Genomic DNA, 16678 nt, shown 5'->3' on the forward strand with positions numbered 1-16678 from the left:
TTTTAAAAATTGTTCGATTTTTAGAAAAAATATAAAAAATCTATTGAAATTTACAGCAATTGATTGAGTATTCAGTTATTTTCTGTTATGATTAAATTATAATTATTTAGGAGGTCTATTATGGCTACAATTAAACTTACCCCTGAAGAACTTCGTCAGTCTGCTACCCAGTATTCTAACGGTTCTCAAACAGTGACAGATGTTTTGACAACATTGACTAACGAGCAAGCTGTTATCAGTGAAAACTGGGAAGGTACAGCCTTTGATAGTTTTGAACAACAATTCAATGAATTGTCACCAAAAATTCAAGAATTTGCGGAATTGTTAACAGCTATTAATCAACAACTTAACTCTGTTGCGACAACTCTTGAAGATACAGACTCACAAATGGCTTCACAAATTTATCCAGGAAGCTAATTAACGGTGGAGCGGGAAGGCAAATGTCTTTCTGCTTTTTTTATTATCGTTACATGGACTAATTTTCTATCAGGTAAACTCGGGTTTGGCTAGATTTTCTTTGTCCTAAACATAATACCATGTTATGGGATTTGATCGGAGTTTGCATCAGCTTGGATTAATTTAAATAATCTCTGGACCTTTGAACTAGTTTCATCGCCATAAACTAAGCTGATGCTGATGTAGGGGGATCAAGTCGAAAGTTTAAACGATCGTACGCCATATCTGGATTTCGTCATCAGAAATAGCAGAGATCATGTTAAAGGTAAGTTAAAAGCGATAGTTAAAGATTATGATATTATGGGTAATCAAAAATATAATGAGTAGCCAGAAATAGTAAAAAGTAGAAAATGTAGACCGATCTTTTAAAAGCTGAAAATTACTTGTTAGGGATTGGAACATGCAGTTTGCCATCGTTATTGCTTGGTTAAAAATAAGGAAAGATTGTGTTTAAAGGTAAGGAGCTAGTTGAAGGAGGAGAATGGTTATGGGAGAGATAAAAAGCAATAGCGGCAGAGCTCAGGAGTTTAGCAGTTCCTTAAAAGAAAGTCAAATTGTTGTATCATCAGTTGATTTGGATGGTGTGTCACAATATCAAGGGAACGACTTTGTCCAAGAGCAATGTTTATTTGCGCAGAAGGCGTTGACAGAATTGCTGGAAGCTATTCGTTCGGCGGGGAATGACATTGAAAATATTTCAAAAACAATTGATGATTGGGACCAAGGAAATGCTAATGGAGTGTGGAGATGAGCGAAGTGGATTGGGAACAAAAATGGAAACAGTTGCATCTCTTGGAAAGTTCTATCCAAGAGAAATTGGAAATCAATGCTACAGATCATCAGTCATTGACTTTATTGAATGACCTATCAGATGATTATCAACATCAGCGTCACTTGGAGTATGAACAGATTATCATGGCGTTAGTTTTCGGAAGTACTATTTCTAATGGTATTATAGCGAATCAATTGGCATTAATGGATGAATGTCAAAGACGTCAGGCGTTAGTAGATGATGAAATAGAACGGCTAAATCGTGAAAGAGTTAAACTGCAAGATGATAGTGATGACTTGTACTATCGAAGACAACGGTTAGCTTTGGAAGAAGAGGAGGCGCACGAAAAAAATAGGAGGATGCTATGGGAATAAAAGTAGATCTTGGACACTCTGAATCTCAAGCAGCGTCAGGAACTAGGATGTTAGAAGAAATGTCTCAGGTTTTGAGAAAAAGTAAACATAGTATTTCTATGTATACGCAAGATGTCTCGATGCTTAAAGGAAAGGCTTATGAGGCATCGCGAGCTTATCAAACAGAAGTGATTTTACCAGCAATAAGCTTCGCCAATGATTATTATAAGGAGTTGCAGTTAGCATTAAAAAAATTGCCTTCTGATTACCAGACGATGGTTGATAGTAAAAGTTGGTCTGAAGAGGAATTACAGGAGCTTATCGACAGTGAGCGACGCAGTATTCATTTGTTAGAAAATCAGATTCATCATGTAAATATTCTAAAAGGGATGAAGACGGAAAGTAAGCGTTCAATCCTTGAATCTCTCAATCGCTCAATGGACTTACATGACAGTAATGTTCGACAGTATGAGGATTTATTGGAAAAATTGCGAGTCTTTGATACGTATTCAGCATCGGTTTTTGATGGTGTCAATGAACTTAAGGGAATTGTTCAAGAGGCTTTATCCTTAGCAAAAAGTTCTTGGAATGCGCAAGCGAGTCATTACAATTCAACCGATAAAATGCTACTTCTCCTAGCGAAAGCTAAGACTATTTCTGTCAAAAACTTTATAGAAGATTACGGACTTAGCCGTCCCAAAGGCATGTCAGATAAAGATTATAGTGTTTATGTTGGTGAGGTAAAGCAACAAGTTGACACACTACTAAAAGACGGTTGGAGCAAAAAAGCCATCAAGGAAGGTTACATAGCCACGGTCAATGTTGCTTATGATTCTAATAAGGAGATGAGCATTGAGGATCAGCTAGGGGAATATTTTGATGATGCTCATACTGTTGGTTCTGCCCTCTTTAACAACATGATGACCGTTGCTTATAAAGATACCAAAGAGGGTCAACAAAAGACCTTGGATATGGTTTACAAGATACTTGGTGCTGAGGTTGACAAGAATGGTTTCCTACAGATGACCAATATGAAAATCACTGACAGTGACAAAACAGGCGCCTACCAGTTTACGACGAATATGGATGACGCTCTTACTTTCGATGATACTTTCTCGAGCATTGTGCAAGATGTTTATCCTAAGGGGCTACCGATAGAAACTAAAGAAGGTAGTAAAACATTTCTTCGTGCACAAGAAACCCATCAATTCCGATATTACATGGACAAAAAGAATAACGATGCTCTTAGGGCTACCTATCCTGATGAAGCTAATGACTTGGAACGTATCAAACGTTATAACGGAGACAGCCCTAGCAGTAAGTTTACTGGTGAAAAAGCCCGTTTACATAATAAATATCAAGGGGATCCAGAGGATTACAAGAAACATATTGAGCAGTACGGGGAAAACTTTAAATATGTCACTCCGAGTGCTAAGAAGGGCTTCCACTCTGAGTTTATCATCAATGATAAGACCAACAATTTGGTTAGTCAGTGGCATGCCTATGAATTTGATGAGAATGGCAATGTTACCTCAGATCCCGACAAAGCCTACACCAAGGAAGAACAAATGCAGTTGGTTGACGGCAATAGTGTTAACTATGCGGAGAATTCGGACGGTAATTATCATACCAAGGTGGATTCAGATCCCGTTTCTATATATGATCCTGAAGTGAGGAAGGAAGTTAGAAAAGGGTGGAAGGATCCTTTGACAGGTCGGCGAAATAAGAACGAGCTGAATTATTTTGATATCGATAACTCAGAAGAAAAAGCAAATAAAAAATTAAAAGGACGATAATGAGAATAAAAACTTTAAACCTTTTTTTGTTAGGAATTTTTTGTGTTTTTTTAATATCTTGTGCAAATCAAGAAAAACAGCGTAAACTCACGGTTTCTAATATTGTAGAAAATGTGTATTTTACTAGAACTACGACAACGGAGCTTAAAAAAACATTCGGTGCTCCCCAAAAGGTAGTGAAACATGCTAAAAAAGTAAATGATACTTATTTTAATATTCTCGGTGGTGACGTTACGGATGAGCTGAATTCATCAAAGACATATTCAAAGGATTCTAAAATTGATATGGATAAATACAATAAGCAATTTGATAAAACTGAGGATAATCCATTTGATAGTTATTATCAATACAGGGGAGATACTCTAGGCTTAAAATATGTTAGATTTTATATTGCTGATAAAGTTGTTTACGATATTGAATACGGCCCTGTAACTGATAAGTTAGTCGCCAAAAAAGACAAGTACCTTCGTCAAATTTTGGATTAGAGTGAGTGGCTCTGTTGTTTATCTTCAGAGCTATCCTCATTTATTTTTAGACAAGCCTCTCCTCCGATAAGCTTGTCGGAAAGAAGGCTCGCTATTATAATAAATATCAAAGGAAACCTGAGGATTACAAGAAACATATTGAGCAGTACGGGGAAAACTTTAAATATGTCACTCTGATTGATAAGAAGGGCTTCCACTCTGAGTTTATCATCAATGATAAGAGTAAGCATTTGGTTTCTCAGTGGCATGCTTACGAGATAGACGAGAACGGCAATGTCAACTCAGAACCCGACAAAGCCTACACCAAGGAGCAACAAATGCAGTTGGTTGCCGGCAATAGTGTTAACTATGCGGAGAATTCGGATGGTAATTATCATACCAAGGTGGATTCAGATCCCGTTTCTATTTACGATCCTGAAGTGAGGAAGGAAGTTAGAAAAGGATGGAAGAATCCAAGTAGATATTCGGGTAAAGAAAATTATTTTGATACGGAAGAGTCGTCGAAAAGAGCGAATGATAGATTAAGAGGATAGTCCTATGAAACATAAGATTTCAAAATTATTTTTAATGTGCTTATTAGTGATATTCCTAAGTGCTTGCAACCAAATAGGGCTTTTAAAGAGTAAATTTCAGTTATCAGCTACTAATATTCATGATAAGATAGTCCTAAATAAAACAACGGAAGAAGAATTAATTAAGCAATTTGGAAAACCAAATAAAAAAATAGATAATCCTTCAACAGTTGCAGATCTCTATAATGAAGATAATGGCGATAGTAGTGAAGGAGGAATTATGGATAGGTTAGATGAAGAAACTGATTTTTTCCAAACAATGAAATCGGTAAAACATGACTATGATTATAGCATTGGGTGGGACTTTGATAATTGTTATATCTACCAAGATAAAAATTTAGGGCTTGAATATCTTAGATTCTATATTAAAGATGGCTTGGTAAGTGAGTACTATTTTGGCGATATTACTAATAAATCGGTAGCCCAAAAAGACAAGTACCTCCGTCAAATTTTGGATTAGAGTAAGCGGCTCTGTTGTTTATCTTCAGAGCTATCCTCATTTATTTTTAGATAACTATTTTTGATGAAATGTTACCTCAGATTCCGACAAAGCCTACACCAAGGAAGAACAAATGCAGTTGGTTGACGGCAATAGTGTTAACTATGCGGAGAATTCGGATGGTAATTATCATACCGAGGTGGATTCAGATCCCGTTTCTATATATGATCCTGAAGTGAGGAAGGAAGTTAGAAAAGGGTGGAAGGGTCCAAGTACAGATAATAATAAGGATTACTTTGATATAAAAGATTCCGAGAATAAGGCAAATGAAAAATTAGAGAGGAGATAAAATGAGGATTCAATATAAAAAGCTCCTATGTATGATGTTATCTATCTCGTTTTTTCTTGGGGCATGTGCGAATTTAAGTAAATCAGATAATTTAACGGTAACAAATATTCATGACAAACTTATACAAGGTAAAACTACTGTCAAAGAATTAAAAAATATGTTTGGAAAACCGAAGCGATATGATAATGCTGAGAAAGCAAAGATGATATACCATTACTGGAATAATTACGAAGGAGGAGTAAACTATTATCTAGAAGCTAATACAGATTATTGGGAAACTTTGAAATCATATAATGTATCTCCAAAGTATAGTTATGAGGATTTTGAAGGATGTTATGAATATAGTGGAAAGAATTTAGGGGTTAAAAAAGTCTACTTTTTTGTGATTGACAACAAAATCCATGGCTTTAAATTTAATGGTGACATTGTTGACGAATCCGTAGCCCAAAAAGACAAGTACTTGCGTCAGATTGTGGATTAGAGTGAGTGGCTCTGTTGTTTATCTTCAGAGCTATCCTCATTTATTTTTAAATAAATATTTTTGCTAAAAGGAGGAGTAAACTATTCATTAGAGAATAATACAGATTACTGGGAGACAATACAAGATGCGATAAAAGGGAACAAACATAGTTACTCAGATTTTGATGGCTATTATGAGTATTCTGGAAAAAATTTAGGCATTAAAAGCGTATACTTTATTATGATAAATGATAAAGTTTTTAGCTTTAAATTTAATGGCGATATTGTTGACGAATCCGTAGCCCACAAAGACAAGTACTTGAGTCAGATTTTGGATTAGAGTATATGGTTTATCTACATACTCTTGAAGATGGGAAACGGCGTTGTCAACGGTGCGAGTTTCAATTATTCGAATGAAAATGATGAGCATTGGCGACTTGATGCCACCTCGGTTAAACCGTGGGATCCAGAATATCGTAGTAAGGTTGCGGAACAATATATTTCTCCTAATAATATAGGTAGTGATATCTTGAGTAGAACAAAAGATGCTTGGGAAGATTTGTTGGAAAATGGCAATGGTGAAAATTGGAATGATAGCTATTGGAATGCCGATGGATATTATTCTAATAACGGAGTTAGCGTTCATGATAGAATTGAAGAAGCTAGAGATGAACTTCGAGATATGATAAAAAATCATTCTTAAATAATAAGCATCAACATTTAAGGCAAATATCAAATTAGTTAGGATATATTTATAAGAAGAAAAAAATATCAGAAACTCTTGTTGTGTCTCATAGGAGCAGTCAGTTTATTATCATTAATATTTTTAGTATGGAAAATAATTTTTGATGGTAGGGGGGCTCCTAATAAAAGGAATAATATTACATTAAATCAAACCTATCAATATTATGTTGATAGTAATGGTATACGTAATAGTCAGATTAAACTTCTTAAGAATCACAAGTATGTTATTTATGCTGAGAGATACACGTATTTATCTGATAAGAAATTACAAGAGAAAGAATATTCAGAAGAACAAGCTATATACCCTGCATTAATTTTGACTCAAGGAAAATTCGATAAACAACATAATGAAATATTATTAAAACCTCAGTATTCTACGATAATCAGATTTTATGACATTTCAGCATTACATCAAAAAAGATATTTTGAAAAAGAGACTAAAAAACTTGTACCGAGCGCAGGGGGAAAAATAATTTTTTCTTGGAGGGGGCTTTATTATCAGACGAAAGGAATTAATAAGAAAGTACACAAGATTAAATTGAAAAAAAGTTCAAAACCTATTCCAAGTTCCGAAGAAGATTTTTTAGAACAGTATACATATGTTCCTGATATGGGAAATTAAAATATAGTATTAGCGACTAAGTAAATTGTTAAGCAGGGCTACATCATGACGGTCAATGTTGCTTATGATTATAATACGGAGATGAGCATTGAGGATCAGCTTAGAGTCATCAATCAAGAAGTGCGGACCTTCGGGAGTGGTATTTTCCAAAAGATGTGGGGGATTGATTACCAAACCGCTAAGAGGCAAAAGGATTCGGTAGGAGCTGAGAAGTTGCTGGGCATTGCCATGAAGTATAGTCGCATGCCACAAGGAGATTTAGATGGGACATCAGAGCAGACCCAAGCCATTTTGGCTAAGATGTCTGACAGCTTAGCTCTAGATGATACTTTCTAGGATGACTTTGCAGGAACGGTGCAATTGGCTTATCCTGACCCAATTAAGAAAAAGAAAGGGATATATAAATCAAATGCAAAGGCATTAGGAACTCCCGGAGATAACGAGACACTTAAGAGACAAGTCCACCAATTCCGCTATGTTATTTCAGCCCAACAAGCTCAATGGGTACGAGATAATTATAAGAAAACTGCTATGACAGATGAAGAGACCTTGGCGGCTTATTTGGATGGTGGTCATAAATCCAATTATGATTTCGATGATACTGCCCGTTTGCATAATAAAGTAACTGATAATAGCAATTATCCAGATGGTAAAAAACAGGTTAATTATAAAATTCTATCTAAAGATTTGCACACCGAATTTATCATCAGTGAGGATGGTAGCTTTGTCAATGAGATTGATCCAGAAAAGGATGCTTCAGAAAACCAAAACGGGGTCGTAAATAATTATGCGGATGATGGTAATAAAGATGGTCATAATCGCTGGGATGTTAATACCCCTAAGCAGTATGATCCAAGATTTAGGAAGGATATTATTTATAATTATGGTAACAAATTTGAATCACCAAAGATGGAAGATTATAAGGATTCTAAGGACGAAATATTTGGATTTAAAAAGGGCGATGCTAGTCAGTCAACGTATGACAGAGAGCAAAAAAATGAATTTAAAGAGATGGTAGGCAAAGAATGAAAAAATATCTTGTTATTTGCATTGCACTATATACTTGCTTACTGGCAGCCTGTCAGACAAAGAAGTCTGAGGAGCCTGTCAATCCTGAACGATTAGAGACTGCTCAACTAGAGAAAGCACAGGCCGTAGAAATTGGGGTCACTTATAAACTTGGTGATGATTTCAACGATTTGAATGCTTTTTATGTGAAATTGATTGATGATAAGCATTATGTTTATATGATTGATATTAGTCACGATTCGGAGAAAGAGATAGAGGAAAGAAGTGAAGATGGCTATGCTTTCTACCCTTATATCTATTTCACAGAAGGTGAGTATGCAAAAGAAGGGGAGTATTATCAATTAAAACCAGTGCAAACACAGAAAGTTGAGTTCAAAGATCCTAACCATGTCAAGAATAAGATAATTGCTTCCAAGAGACTATATGAAGGAAGTGAGGGGAGTCGAACCCTTAACATCATTCAAAAAGATGGGATTTATGAGGAAAATAGTCAAGAAAGGGATTTTGTTCTCTATAAAACTAACAGGAAACTTCCAAATTCTATGGATGAGTTCTTAGATCAGTACGAGTATCAACCAGAAGAATTAGATTGATTTTATATCGATAACTGGCTAGGCGAATATTTTGATGATGCTCATACTGTTGGTTCTGCCCTCTTTAACAACATGATGACCGTTGCTTATAAAGATACCAAAGAGGGTCAACAAAAGACCTTGGATATGATTTACAAGATACTTGGTGCTGAGGTTGACGATAATGATTTCCTACAGATGACCAATATGAAAATCACTGACAGTGACAAAACAGGCGCCTACCAGTTTACGACGAATATGGATGACGCTCTTACTTTCGATGATACTTTCTCGAGCATTGTGCAAGATGTTTATCCTAAGGGGCTACCGATAGAAACTAAAGAAGGTAGTAAAACATTTCTTCGTGCACAAGAAACCCATCAATTCCGATATTACATGGACAAAAAGAATAACGATGCTCTTAGGGCTACCTATCCTGATGAAGCTAATGACTTGGAACGTATCAAACGCTATAACGGAGACAATCCTAGCAGTAAGTTTACTGGTGAAAAAGCTCGTTTACATAATAAATATCAAGGGGAACCTGAAGATTACAAGAAACATATTGAGCAGTACGGGTAAAACTTTAAATATGTCACTCCGAGTGATAAGAAGGGCTTCCACTCTGAGTTTATCATCAATGATAAAAGCAAGCATTTAGTTAGTCAGTGGAATGCCTATGAATTTGATGAGAATGGCAATGTTACCTCAGATTCCGAAAAATCCTACACCAAGGAAGAACAAATGTAGTTGGTTGACGGCAATAGTGTTAACTATGCGGAGAGCTCGGATGGAGATTACCACATCAAGGTGGACTCATATCCCGTTTCTATATATGATCCTGAAGTGAGGAAGGAAGTTAGAAAAGGGTGGAAGAGTCCATCTGATAATCAAAGAGACAAAGATTACTTTAATAAGACGTCTTCTGAAGAAAAGGCTAATGAGTTATTGGAAGGTTAAGCTATGAAATTTAAAATAATGAAGCTATTACTAATAGTTTCTCTATCATTCTTTTTAGTTTCTTGTGGATTACTCAATAATTTTAAAACTCATAAAGATAGACGAGATAAACTATCTAGCGAACTAACAGTAACTAATATTCATGATAGAGTTGTCTTAGGCAAGACATCCCGTCAGGATATAAAAAAATTATTTGGTAAGCCTAAAGTAATTGAAAGAGATTCTGAGACTATGAAAACAATTTATGAAAAATGGATGCAGGACGAAACAGGCATTAATGTATTTTTAAGTGAAGGAACTGATTATTGGGAGACTGTACAATATGTGGACGATGGCTTTAGCTTTAGTTACGATGAATTTACTGTATGCTACCAATATCAATCAGATTCATTGGGAATAAAAGCCGTGTATTTCTTTTTTATAGATGATCGATTGGAGGGTTTTGTGTTGGATGATACCCTAAAAAACAAGGAGGCTGCTCAACGAGACCGTTATTTAAGAGACTGGATTGATTAATCAAATATAGACTCTACTCGTGGTGCTAGTTAAGTTTCAACAACAATAAAAAGCTCAAAAGGACTATACTGTAAGTGACAAAACAAACAGGAGGTAGTCCCAATGAGCCACTTACAGTATACCGCTAAATCCCATCATTTACAATGAAATATCAAACAATTAGCTCAAATTAGTTCTCAATTTTATCGGACCTACTGCCCCGATTCGTTGAAGCATCGTCGCAATATCGGTTTAGCCAAATTTTCAGATGAGTCCCTTCTTGTGTTATCGCTACTTCAAGCTGAGTTAGGAATTACCTCTCAACGCCGTTTCACAGGCTTTGTCACCTTTTCTTTGGTCATAACTTACTAGAAAGAAGCCGCTTTAATAGACGAACAAAACAATTGATCTGGTTGGTTCAGCTCATTCGACAAGCCTTGAGTGGCGCAATCTCGCCAGATACTGTTGTGATTATGGACAAGCTTTCCATTGCCGCTTTGCCAACCTATTCGCAATCATAGCGCCAAGATTTTCAATGATGTCGCTGATATTGGGTATAATGCCACTAAAAACCTTTGGCTCTATGGTTTTAAAGTCTATATGTTGGTCACTTTGTCGGGGTTTTATTCTCAACTATGTTGTGACACTACCCTCTGTTCGCGACATTAAAGTCGTTGATGAACTCCTAGAAGGCTGTAGGTAATCTGGAGTTCTTACCGATTTAGGCTACCTCAGTCAAGAGCTAAAAGATAGCTTAGAACAGAAAGGCTATCACTTATGGACACCATTACGTCAAAAGATGGTCGGTGCAGAACAACATAATCCCTGGCAGTTACTTGTCATGAGAAGAACGATTGAAACTCGCTTTTCTGAACTTTGTGCGCTATTTAATATTGAGCATACCTTGACTAGAAGCATTAGGGGTCTACAATTAAAAATTGAACAAATCATACTTGTTTATCATTTGAGATATTTTGAAATTAACTAGCACCACGGGTAGACTCTAGTTTTTACTAACTACCTGCTTATCTAGCGGGAGTAAATCGAGCGATGGGAATGATTCAGAGCGAACTCAGAGAGTTGAGTGCAAAGATCCTAATAAGGCTTACACCAAGGAAGAACAAATGCAGATGGTTGACAGTAATAGTGTTAACTATGCGGAGAGCTCTGGTAGAGGTGATTATCACACAGAGTATGACTCTGATCCCGTTTCTATATATGATCCTGAAGTGAGGAAGGAAGTTAGCGAGGATTGGAAGAGTCCAGTAACGGGTTATGATTATATAAATGATCCAAATTATTTCGATATGGAAAAATCCAAAAAAGATGCGGATGAAAAGTTGGAAGGAATTTAAAGTTTATGATACAGAAAAAAATGTTTAATCTTCTAATCGGAATAGCTTTTCCTGTATTATTAAATGCGTGTACAGTCTTGAAGCATGAGGACAGGGATTCTTCAAAATTAACTGTAACAGGAATTCACAGCACAGTTGTTGCGAAAAAGACTAGTGTCAAAGAATTAGAAGCCTTATATGGTGAGCCTGATACTGAGGAGGAAAACCCAAAAAAAGCTGTGGAACAATTTAATAGTATAAATAACGATGAAGGTAGTGTAAATGTTGTGTTGGAGGATAATACAGACTATTGGGCAACATTACTTGTAGATCATACATCATCTATAAAAGGAAATAATCTTGATGGTTATTACGAGTATCAAAGTAAAGAATTAGCTGGTTTAAAAGTGTTCTTTTTTATAATTGACGATACTGTACGCTCTTATCGCTTTTCTGGTAATATCACGGATACTTCTGTCGCCCAAAAAGACAAGTACCTCCGTCAAATTTTGGATTAGAGCAGGTGGCTCTGTTGTTTATCTTCAGAGCCTTCCACATTTATTTTTAGATAACTATTTTTGATGATAGGTTTATCGTGGAAAAGGCTCGCTTGCATAATAAATATCAAGGGGATTCAGAGGATTACAAGAAATATACTGAGCAGTACGGGGAAAACTTCAAATATGTCACTCCGAATAATAAGAACGGCTTCCACTCTGAGTTTATCATCAATGATAAGACCAAGCATTTGGTTAGTCAGTGGAATGCCTATGAATTTGACGAGAACGGCAATGTTACCTCAGAACCCGACAAAGCCTACACCAAGGAAGAACAAATGCAGTTGGTTGACGGCAATAGTGTTAACTATGCGGAGAGCTCTGGTAGAGGTGATTATCACACACAATATGACTCTGATCCCGTTTCTATATATGATCCTGAAGTGAGGAAGGAAGTTAGAAAAGGATGGAAGAGTCCAAAAACAGATAATGAATTAGAAGACTACTACGACATAGAGAATTCAGTTAAAGAAGCAAATAGTGAATTGGAGTAAAGTTTTTATGAAATTACTAAAGATAATATTAGTTATTTTAGTGAGTATTACACTAATGGGATGTCGAAAAGTTACAAAATCAGATAATTTAACTGTTACAAATATTCATAACAAAGTAATTAAGGATAAAACCACTAGTAAGGATTTGAAAGAATTATTCGGCGAGCCTCTTAGGTACATTCATGATTCAGAAAAGACTAAGGAACTTTATGCTTACTGGTCTAATTATGAAGGAGGAGTAAACTATTCATTAGAGAATAATACAGATTACTGGGAGACAATACAAGATGCGATAAAAGGGAACAAATATAGTTACTCAGATTTTGATGGCTATTATGAGTATTCTGGAAAAAATTTAGGAATTAAAAGCGTATACTTTATTATGATAAATGATAAAGTTTTTAGCTTTAAATTTAATGGCGATATTGTTGACGAATCCGTAGCCCAAAAAGACAAGTACCTCCGTCAAATTTTGGACTAGAGTAGGTGGCTCTGTTGTTTATCTTCAGAGCCTTCCTCACAAAGCCTACACCAAGGAAGAACCAATGCAGGTTGACGGCAATAGTGTTAACTATGCGGAGAATTCGGATGGTAATTATCACACAGAGTATGACTCTGATCCTGTTTCTATATACGATCCTGAGGTGAGGAAGAAAGTTAGAAAAGGGTGGAAGGATCCTTTGACAGGTCGGCGAAATAAGAACGAGCTGAATTATTTTGATATCGATAACTCAGAAGAAAAAGCAAATAAAAAATTAAAAGGACGATAATGAGAATAAAAACTTTAAACCTTTTTTTGTTAGGAATTTTTTGTGTTTTTTTAATATCTTGTGCAAATCAAGAAAAACAGCGTAAACTCACGGTCTCTAATATTGTAGAAAATGTGTATTTTACTAGAACTACGACAACGGAGCTTAAAAAAACATTCGGTGCTCCCCAAAAGGTAGTGAAACATGCTGAAAAAGTAAATGATACTTATTTTAATATTCTCGGTGGTGACGTTACGGATGAGTTGAATTTATCAAAGACATATTCAAAGGATTCTAAAATTGATATGGATAAGTACAATAAGCAATTTGATAACACTGAGGATAATCCCTTTGATAGCTATTATCAATACAGAGGAAATAATCTAGGCTTAAAATATGTTAGATTTTATATTGCTGATAAAGTTGTTTACGATATTGAATATGGCCCTGTAACTGATAAGTTAGTCGCCCAAAAAGACAAGTACCTTCGTCAAATTTTGGATTAGAGTGAGTGGCTCTGTTGTTTATCTTCAGAGCCTTCCTCATTTATTTTTAGATAACTATTTTTGATGATACGTTTATCGTGGAAAAGGCTCGTTTGCATAATAAATATCAAGGTGAGCGAAAGGACTATAAGAAACATATCAAAAAATACGGCGAGAACCATAAGTATGTCAGTTCAGGCGATGGTTTCCACTCAGAGTTTATTGTGGACAAAGATGGTAACTTAGTTTCTCAGTGGCATGCTTACGAAATAGACGAGAACGGCAATGTCAATTCAGAACCCGACAAAGCCTACACCAAGGAGCAACAAATGCAGTTGGTTGATGGCACTAGTGTTAACTATGCGGAGAGATCGGATGGGGATTATCACACAGAGTATGACTCTGATCCCGTTTCTATATATGATCCTGAAGTGAGGAAGGAAGTTAGAAAAGGGTGGAAGAGTCCAAGTACTCGATCTTCGGACAATGATTATTTCGATAGAGATGAATCTGAAAATCGGGCAAATGCGCTTTTGAAGGAGTAACAAATGAATAAAAAGATAGTAAAATTGCTAATTATATTTTCAATAACTATTATCCTCAGCTCTTGTGAGCTGAAAAATAATTTAGTTCAACTTAGTGATAAATTAACTGTGACACACATTCACGACACGATTGTATATGGTAAAACAACAAAAAAACAGTTATTAAAAATTTATGGTAATCCTGATGAGCAAACAACAGATCAAGATGTAATTTCTAAATTATATAACGAAGATAATGATATTGAGGATGGCACCATGGAAAAACTAGATGACAATACAAATTATTTTGAAACAGAAAAATATGTAAAAATTTCTTATAGTAAAGGCAATGAGTACGATGTCTGTTACACATATACTTCTAACAAGCTTGGGCTTGATTATGTTCGTTTTTATATTAAGGATAATATAGTTAAAACCTCAATGTTTGGTGAAATAATTGACAAACAAGTTGCTAAACAAGACAAGTACCTCCGTCAAATTTTGGATTAGAGTGAGCGGCTCTGTTGTTTATCTTCAGAGCTATCCTCTTTTATTTTTAGATAACTATTTTTAATGATAGGTTTATCGTGAAAAAGCCCGTCTACATAACAAATGTCAGGGTAATCCAGAGGACTATCCGAAACATATTGAGCAGTACGGAGAAAACTTCAAACATGTCTCTCCGAGTAATAAGAACGGCTTCCACTCTGAGTTTATCATCAATGATAAGAGCAAGCATTTGGTTAGTCAGTGGAATGCCTATGAATTTGACGAGAACGGCAATGTTACCTCAGAACCCGACAAAGCCTACACCAAGGAAGAACAAATGCAGTTGGTTGACGGCAATAGTGTTAACTATGCGGAGAGCTCTGGTAGAGGTGATTATCACACACAATATGACTCTGATCCCGTTTCTATATATGATCCTGAAGTGAGGAAGGAAGTTAGAAAAGGGTGGAAGAGTCCAGTTACAGGTGCGGGTAAAGAGAGTGCTCCTCATTATTTCGATACTGACAGATCAGAAAAGAAAGCAAATGAAAGGTTGGAAAATGACTAAAAAGTTTAAAGACCGAAATTGGTTGATAATAATAGTGATATGCTTGAACGTAGGTATATTTGGGGGGTGTATTGTGGTTAATAGATTAAACTTCTCAAATTCTGACTTAACCGTGACTGGAATTCATAATACTGTCATTGTAGGAAAGACATCAACCAAAGAGTTGCAGAATTTATATGGTCAGCCTGCTAAAGTTGAGACTAAATCTAAAAACGCTACTGACTTATTTGACAAAATCAATAATTATGAAGGAAGTATCAATGTAGTCTTAGAAGATAATACAGATTATTGGGATACGGTGAAAGCTGATCATGATTCTGTTATCCTAAAGAAATGGAATATTGATGGTTATTATGAGTATAAGGGAGAAGACCTGGCAGGTATAAAAGTTTACTTTTTTATTTCGGAAGATAAAGTTCTCGCTTACATGTTTGACGGCCATATCACAGATGAAAAGATTGCTAGGAAAGATAAATATCTCAGAGAAACTATAGGTGCTTAGAGTTCAGGTTCCCCCAAAATTTATCTGATCCAGTTTCAAAGTACGATCCTGAGGTTAGAAAAAAACTTGGGAAGGATTGGAAGAGTCCAAGAACTAATAGAATGTATAAAGATTATTTTGATATAAAAAATTCTGAAGAGAATGCAAATGAAATAATAGGAGATTGATTAGATGGGTAATAAATTAAAGAAAGTATTTTGGTTGGTTTCTCTTCTTTTTTTGGTAGCGTGTACAATGTCAAAAAAATCTGAAAAATTGACTGTAACAACTATTCATAATGAAATAAAAATTGGAACAACGACACCTTCTGATTTGAGAAAAAATTTTGGAAAGCCAAGTGACTCTGTTAAAAATCCCCAAAAGGCTCAAGAGTTAGAAGAATATTGGAATGATTACGAAGGTGGAGTGAACTATTCTTTAGAGGACAATACAGACTATTGGGAAACATTACATTATTCAGATAGTAACAATATTTATGGTAATAAAGATATTCAGGAATACTACAAATATACAGGACCTAACCTTGGAGTTAAAAGTGTGTACTTCTTTATCATAGATAATAAAGTGGTTAGTTTTGCTTTTGAAGGTGAAATTATCAATAAGTCCGTTGCCAAAAAAGACAAGTACCTCCGTCAAATTTTGGATTAGAGTAGGTGGCTCTGTTGTTTATCTTCAGAGCTATCCTCATTTATTTTTAGACAATCCTCTCCGTCGATAAGCTTGTCGGAGAGAAAGCTCGCCATCGTAATAAATACCAAGGGGATCCAGAGGATTACAAGAAACATATTGAGCAGTACGGTGAAAACTTCAAACATGTCACTCCGAGTGCTAAGAAGGACTTCCATTCTGAGTTTATCGTCAATTGAAATATGT

25 protein-coding genes and 4 pseudogenes are annotated in these 16678 nt (G+C 35.6%); all 29 read left to right on the forward strand.

The features are described 5' to 3' along the window. The first annotated feature begins 120 nt into the window (after nt 1-120). The gene (locus C0J00_RS03865; RefSeq protein ID WP_104967646.1) at nt 121-417 is read left to right on the forward strand and encodes a WXG100 family type VII secretion target; all 297 of its coding nucleotides are present in this window, start codon (nt 121-123) and stop codon (nt 415-417) included. A gap of 526 nt (nt 418-943) precedes the next feature. Further along, entirely contained in the window at nt 944-1207 is a 264-nt protein-coding gene (locus tag C0J00_RS03870; RefSeq protein WP_158667312.1) for a hypothetical protein, read from the forward strand. Then, nucleotides 1204-1602 carry a hypothetical protein gene (locus C0J00_RS03875; RefSeq protein WP_104967648.1) on the forward strand — a complete coding sequence of 133 codons (399 nt, stop codon included), beginning with the start codon at nt 1204-1206 and terminating at the stop codon, nt 1600-1602. Before C0J00_RS03870 ends, C0J00_RS03875 begins: the two co-directional genes overlap by 4 nt. After that, nucleotides 1593-3377 carry a DUF3114 domain-containing protein gene (locus C0J00_RS03880; RefSeq protein WP_104967649.1) on the forward strand — a complete coding sequence of 595 codons (1785 nt, stop codon included), beginning with the start codon at nt 1593-1595 and terminating at the stop codon, nt 3375-3377. The genes C0J00_RS03875 and C0J00_RS03880 overlap by 10 nt, the downstream gene beginning before the upstream one ends. Next, nucleotides 3377-3862, forward strand: coding sequence for a hypothetical protein (locus C0J00_RS03885; protein WP_104967650.1), 486 nt, complete (start codon nt 3377-3379; stop codon nt 3860-3862). Before C0J00_RS03880 ends, C0J00_RS03885 begins: the two co-directional genes overlap by 1 nt. A 92-nt stretch (nt 3863-3954) precedes the next feature. Next, a pseudogene (locus tag C0J00_RS03895) lies at nt 3955-4395 on the forward strand (DUF3114 domain-containing protein); the annotation flags it as partial. Between the two features lie 4 nt (nt 4396-4399). Further along, the gene (locus C0J00_RS03900) at nt 4400-4894 is read left to right on the forward strand and encodes a hypothetical protein (RefSeq protein WP_104967653.1); all 495 of its coding nucleotides are present in this window, start codon (nt 4400-4402) and stop codon (nt 4892-4894) included. Between the two features lie 112 nt (nt 4895-5006). Beyond that, the gene (locus tag C0J00_RS03905) at nt 5007-5222 is read left to right on the forward strand and encodes a DUF3114 domain-containing protein (protein WP_104967654.1); all 216 of its coding nucleotides are present in this window, start codon (nt 5007-5009) and stop codon (nt 5220-5222) included. A 1-nt stretch (nt 5223) separates the two neighbouring features. Further along, a complete protein-coding gene (locus C0J00_RS03910) occupies nt 5224-5703 on the forward strand; it encodes a hypothetical protein (RefSeq protein WP_104967655.1) in 480 nt (159 codons plus the stop codon). A gap of 348 nt (nt 5704-6051) precedes the next feature. Then, a complete protein-coding gene (locus C0J00_RS03920; RefSeq protein WP_104967657.1) occupies nt 6052-6384 on the forward strand; it encodes a DUF3114 domain-containing protein in 333 nt (110 codons plus the stop codon). 78 nt (nt 6385-6462) lie between these two features. Then, nucleotides 6463-7047, forward strand: coding sequence for a hypothetical protein (locus C0J00_RS03925; protein ID WP_104967658.1), 585 nt, complete (start codon nt 6463-6465; stop codon nt 7045-7047). Between the two features lie 45 nt (nt 7048-7092). Beyond that, the gene (locus C0J00_RS10525; RefSeq protein ID WP_233995867.1) at nt 7093-7383 is read left to right on the forward strand and encodes a hypothetical protein; all 291 of its coding nucleotides are present in this window, start codon (nt 7093-7095) and stop codon (nt 7381-7383) included. A 15-nt stretch (nt 7384-7398) separates the two neighbouring features. Beyond that, a pseudogene (locus tag C0J00_RS03930) lies at nt 7399-8076 on the forward strand (DUF3114 domain-containing protein); the annotation flags it as partial. After that, complete coding sequence (locus C0J00_RS03935) at nt 8073-8669, forward strand: hypothetical protein (protein WP_104967659.1); 597 nt, start codon at nt 8073-8075, stop codon at nt 8667-8669. The pseudogene C0J00_RS03930 and the gene C0J00_RS03935, both read left to right, overlap by 4 nt. A gap of 6 nt (nt 8670-8675) precedes the next feature. Then, entirely contained in the window at nt 8676-9230 is a 555-nt protein-coding gene (locus C0J00_RS03940; protein WP_267894048.1) for a DUF3114 domain-containing protein, read from the forward strand. A 168-nt stretch (nt 9231-9398) separates the two neighbouring features. Then, complete coding sequence (locus C0J00_RS03945; protein WP_233995869.1) at nt 9399-9608, forward strand: DUF3114 domain-containing protein; 210 nt, start codon at nt 9399-9401, stop codon at nt 9606-9608. 3 nt (nt 9609-9611) lie between these two features. Further along, nucleotides 9612-10124: a hypothetical protein gene (locus C0J00_RS03950; protein ID WP_104967661.1), complete on the forward strand. Its 513-nt coding sequence runs from the start codon at nt 9612-9614 to the stop codon at nt 10122-10124. A 150-nt stretch (nt 10125-10274) separates the two neighbouring features. Then, a pseudogene (locus C0J00_RS03955) lies at nt 10275-11091 on the forward strand (IS982 family transposase). A gap of 136 nt (nt 11092-11227) precedes the next feature. Then, the gene (locus C0J00_RS03960; protein WP_104967662.1) at nt 11228-11458 is read left to right on the forward strand and encodes a DUF3114 domain-containing protein; all 231 of its coding nucleotides are present in this window, start codon (nt 11228-11230) and stop codon (nt 11456-11458) included. Nucleotides 11459-11463: 5 nt separating this feature from the next. Then, on the forward strand, nt 11464-11955 hold the full coding sequence (locus C0J00_RS03965; protein WP_104967663.1) for a hypothetical protein: 492 nt from the start codon (nt 11464-11466) through the stop codon (nt 11953-11955). Nucleotides 11956-12032: 77 nt separating this feature from the next. Next, nucleotides 12033-12488 (forward strand): DUF3114 domain-containing protein, encoded by a 456-nt coding sequence (locus C0J00_RS03970; RefSeq protein WP_104967664.1) that lies wholly within the window; start codon nt 12033-12035, stop codon nt 12486-12488. A gap of 7 nt (nt 12489-12495) precedes the next feature. After that, entirely contained in the window at nt 12496-12969 is a 474-nt protein-coding gene (locus C0J00_RS03975; protein ID WP_158667313.1) for a hypothetical protein, read from the forward strand. 64 nt (nt 12970-13033) lie between these two features. After that, nucleotides 13034-13258, forward strand: coding sequence for a DUF3114 domain-containing protein (locus tag C0J00_RS03980; protein WP_104967666.1), 225 nt, complete (start codon nt 13034-13036; stop codon nt 13256-13258). Further along, on the forward strand, nt 13258-13743 hold the full coding sequence (locus tag C0J00_RS03985) for a hypothetical protein (RefSeq protein ID WP_104967667.1): 486 nt from the start codon (nt 13258-13260) through the stop codon (nt 13741-13743). Before C0J00_RS03980 ends, C0J00_RS03985 begins: the two co-directional genes overlap by 1 nt. A 77-nt stretch (nt 13744-13820) precedes the next feature. Beyond that, nucleotides 13821-14267 carry a DUF3114 domain-containing protein gene (locus tag C0J00_RS03990; protein WP_104967668.1) on the forward strand — a complete coding sequence of 149 codons (447 nt, stop codon included), beginning with the start codon at nt 13821-13823 and terminating at the stop codon, nt 14265-14267. A 3-nt stretch (nt 14268-14270) separates the two neighbouring features. Beyond that, nucleotides 14271-14756: a hypothetical protein gene (locus C0J00_RS03995; protein WP_104967669.1), complete on the forward strand. Its 486-nt coding sequence runs from the start codon at nt 14271-14273 to the stop codon at nt 14754-14756. An 88-nt stretch (nt 14757-14844) separates the two neighbouring features. Continuing rightward, a pseudogene (locus tag C0J00_RS10440) lies at nt 14845-15303 on the forward strand (DUF3114 domain-containing protein); the annotation flags it as partial. A gap of 73 nt (nt 15304-15376) precedes the next feature. Beyond that, nucleotides 15377-15805, forward strand: coding sequence for a hypothetical protein (locus C0J00_RS04005; RefSeq protein WP_158667314.1), 429 nt, complete (start codon nt 15377-15379; stop codon nt 15803-15805). 171 nt (nt 15806-15976) lie between these two features. After that, nucleotides 15977-16453, forward strand: a complete 477-nt coding sequence (locus tag C0J00_RS04010; RefSeq protein ID WP_104967671.1) for a hypothetical protein — start codon at nt 15977-15979, stop codon at nt 16451-16453. Nucleotides 16454-16678 lie beyond the last annotated feature (225 nt).

This window comes from Streptococcus pluranimalium (genome assembly GCF_002953735.1).
Taxonomy (GTDB): Bacteria; Bacillota; Bacilli; order Lactobacillales; family Streptococcaceae; genus Streptococcus; species Streptococcus pluranimalium.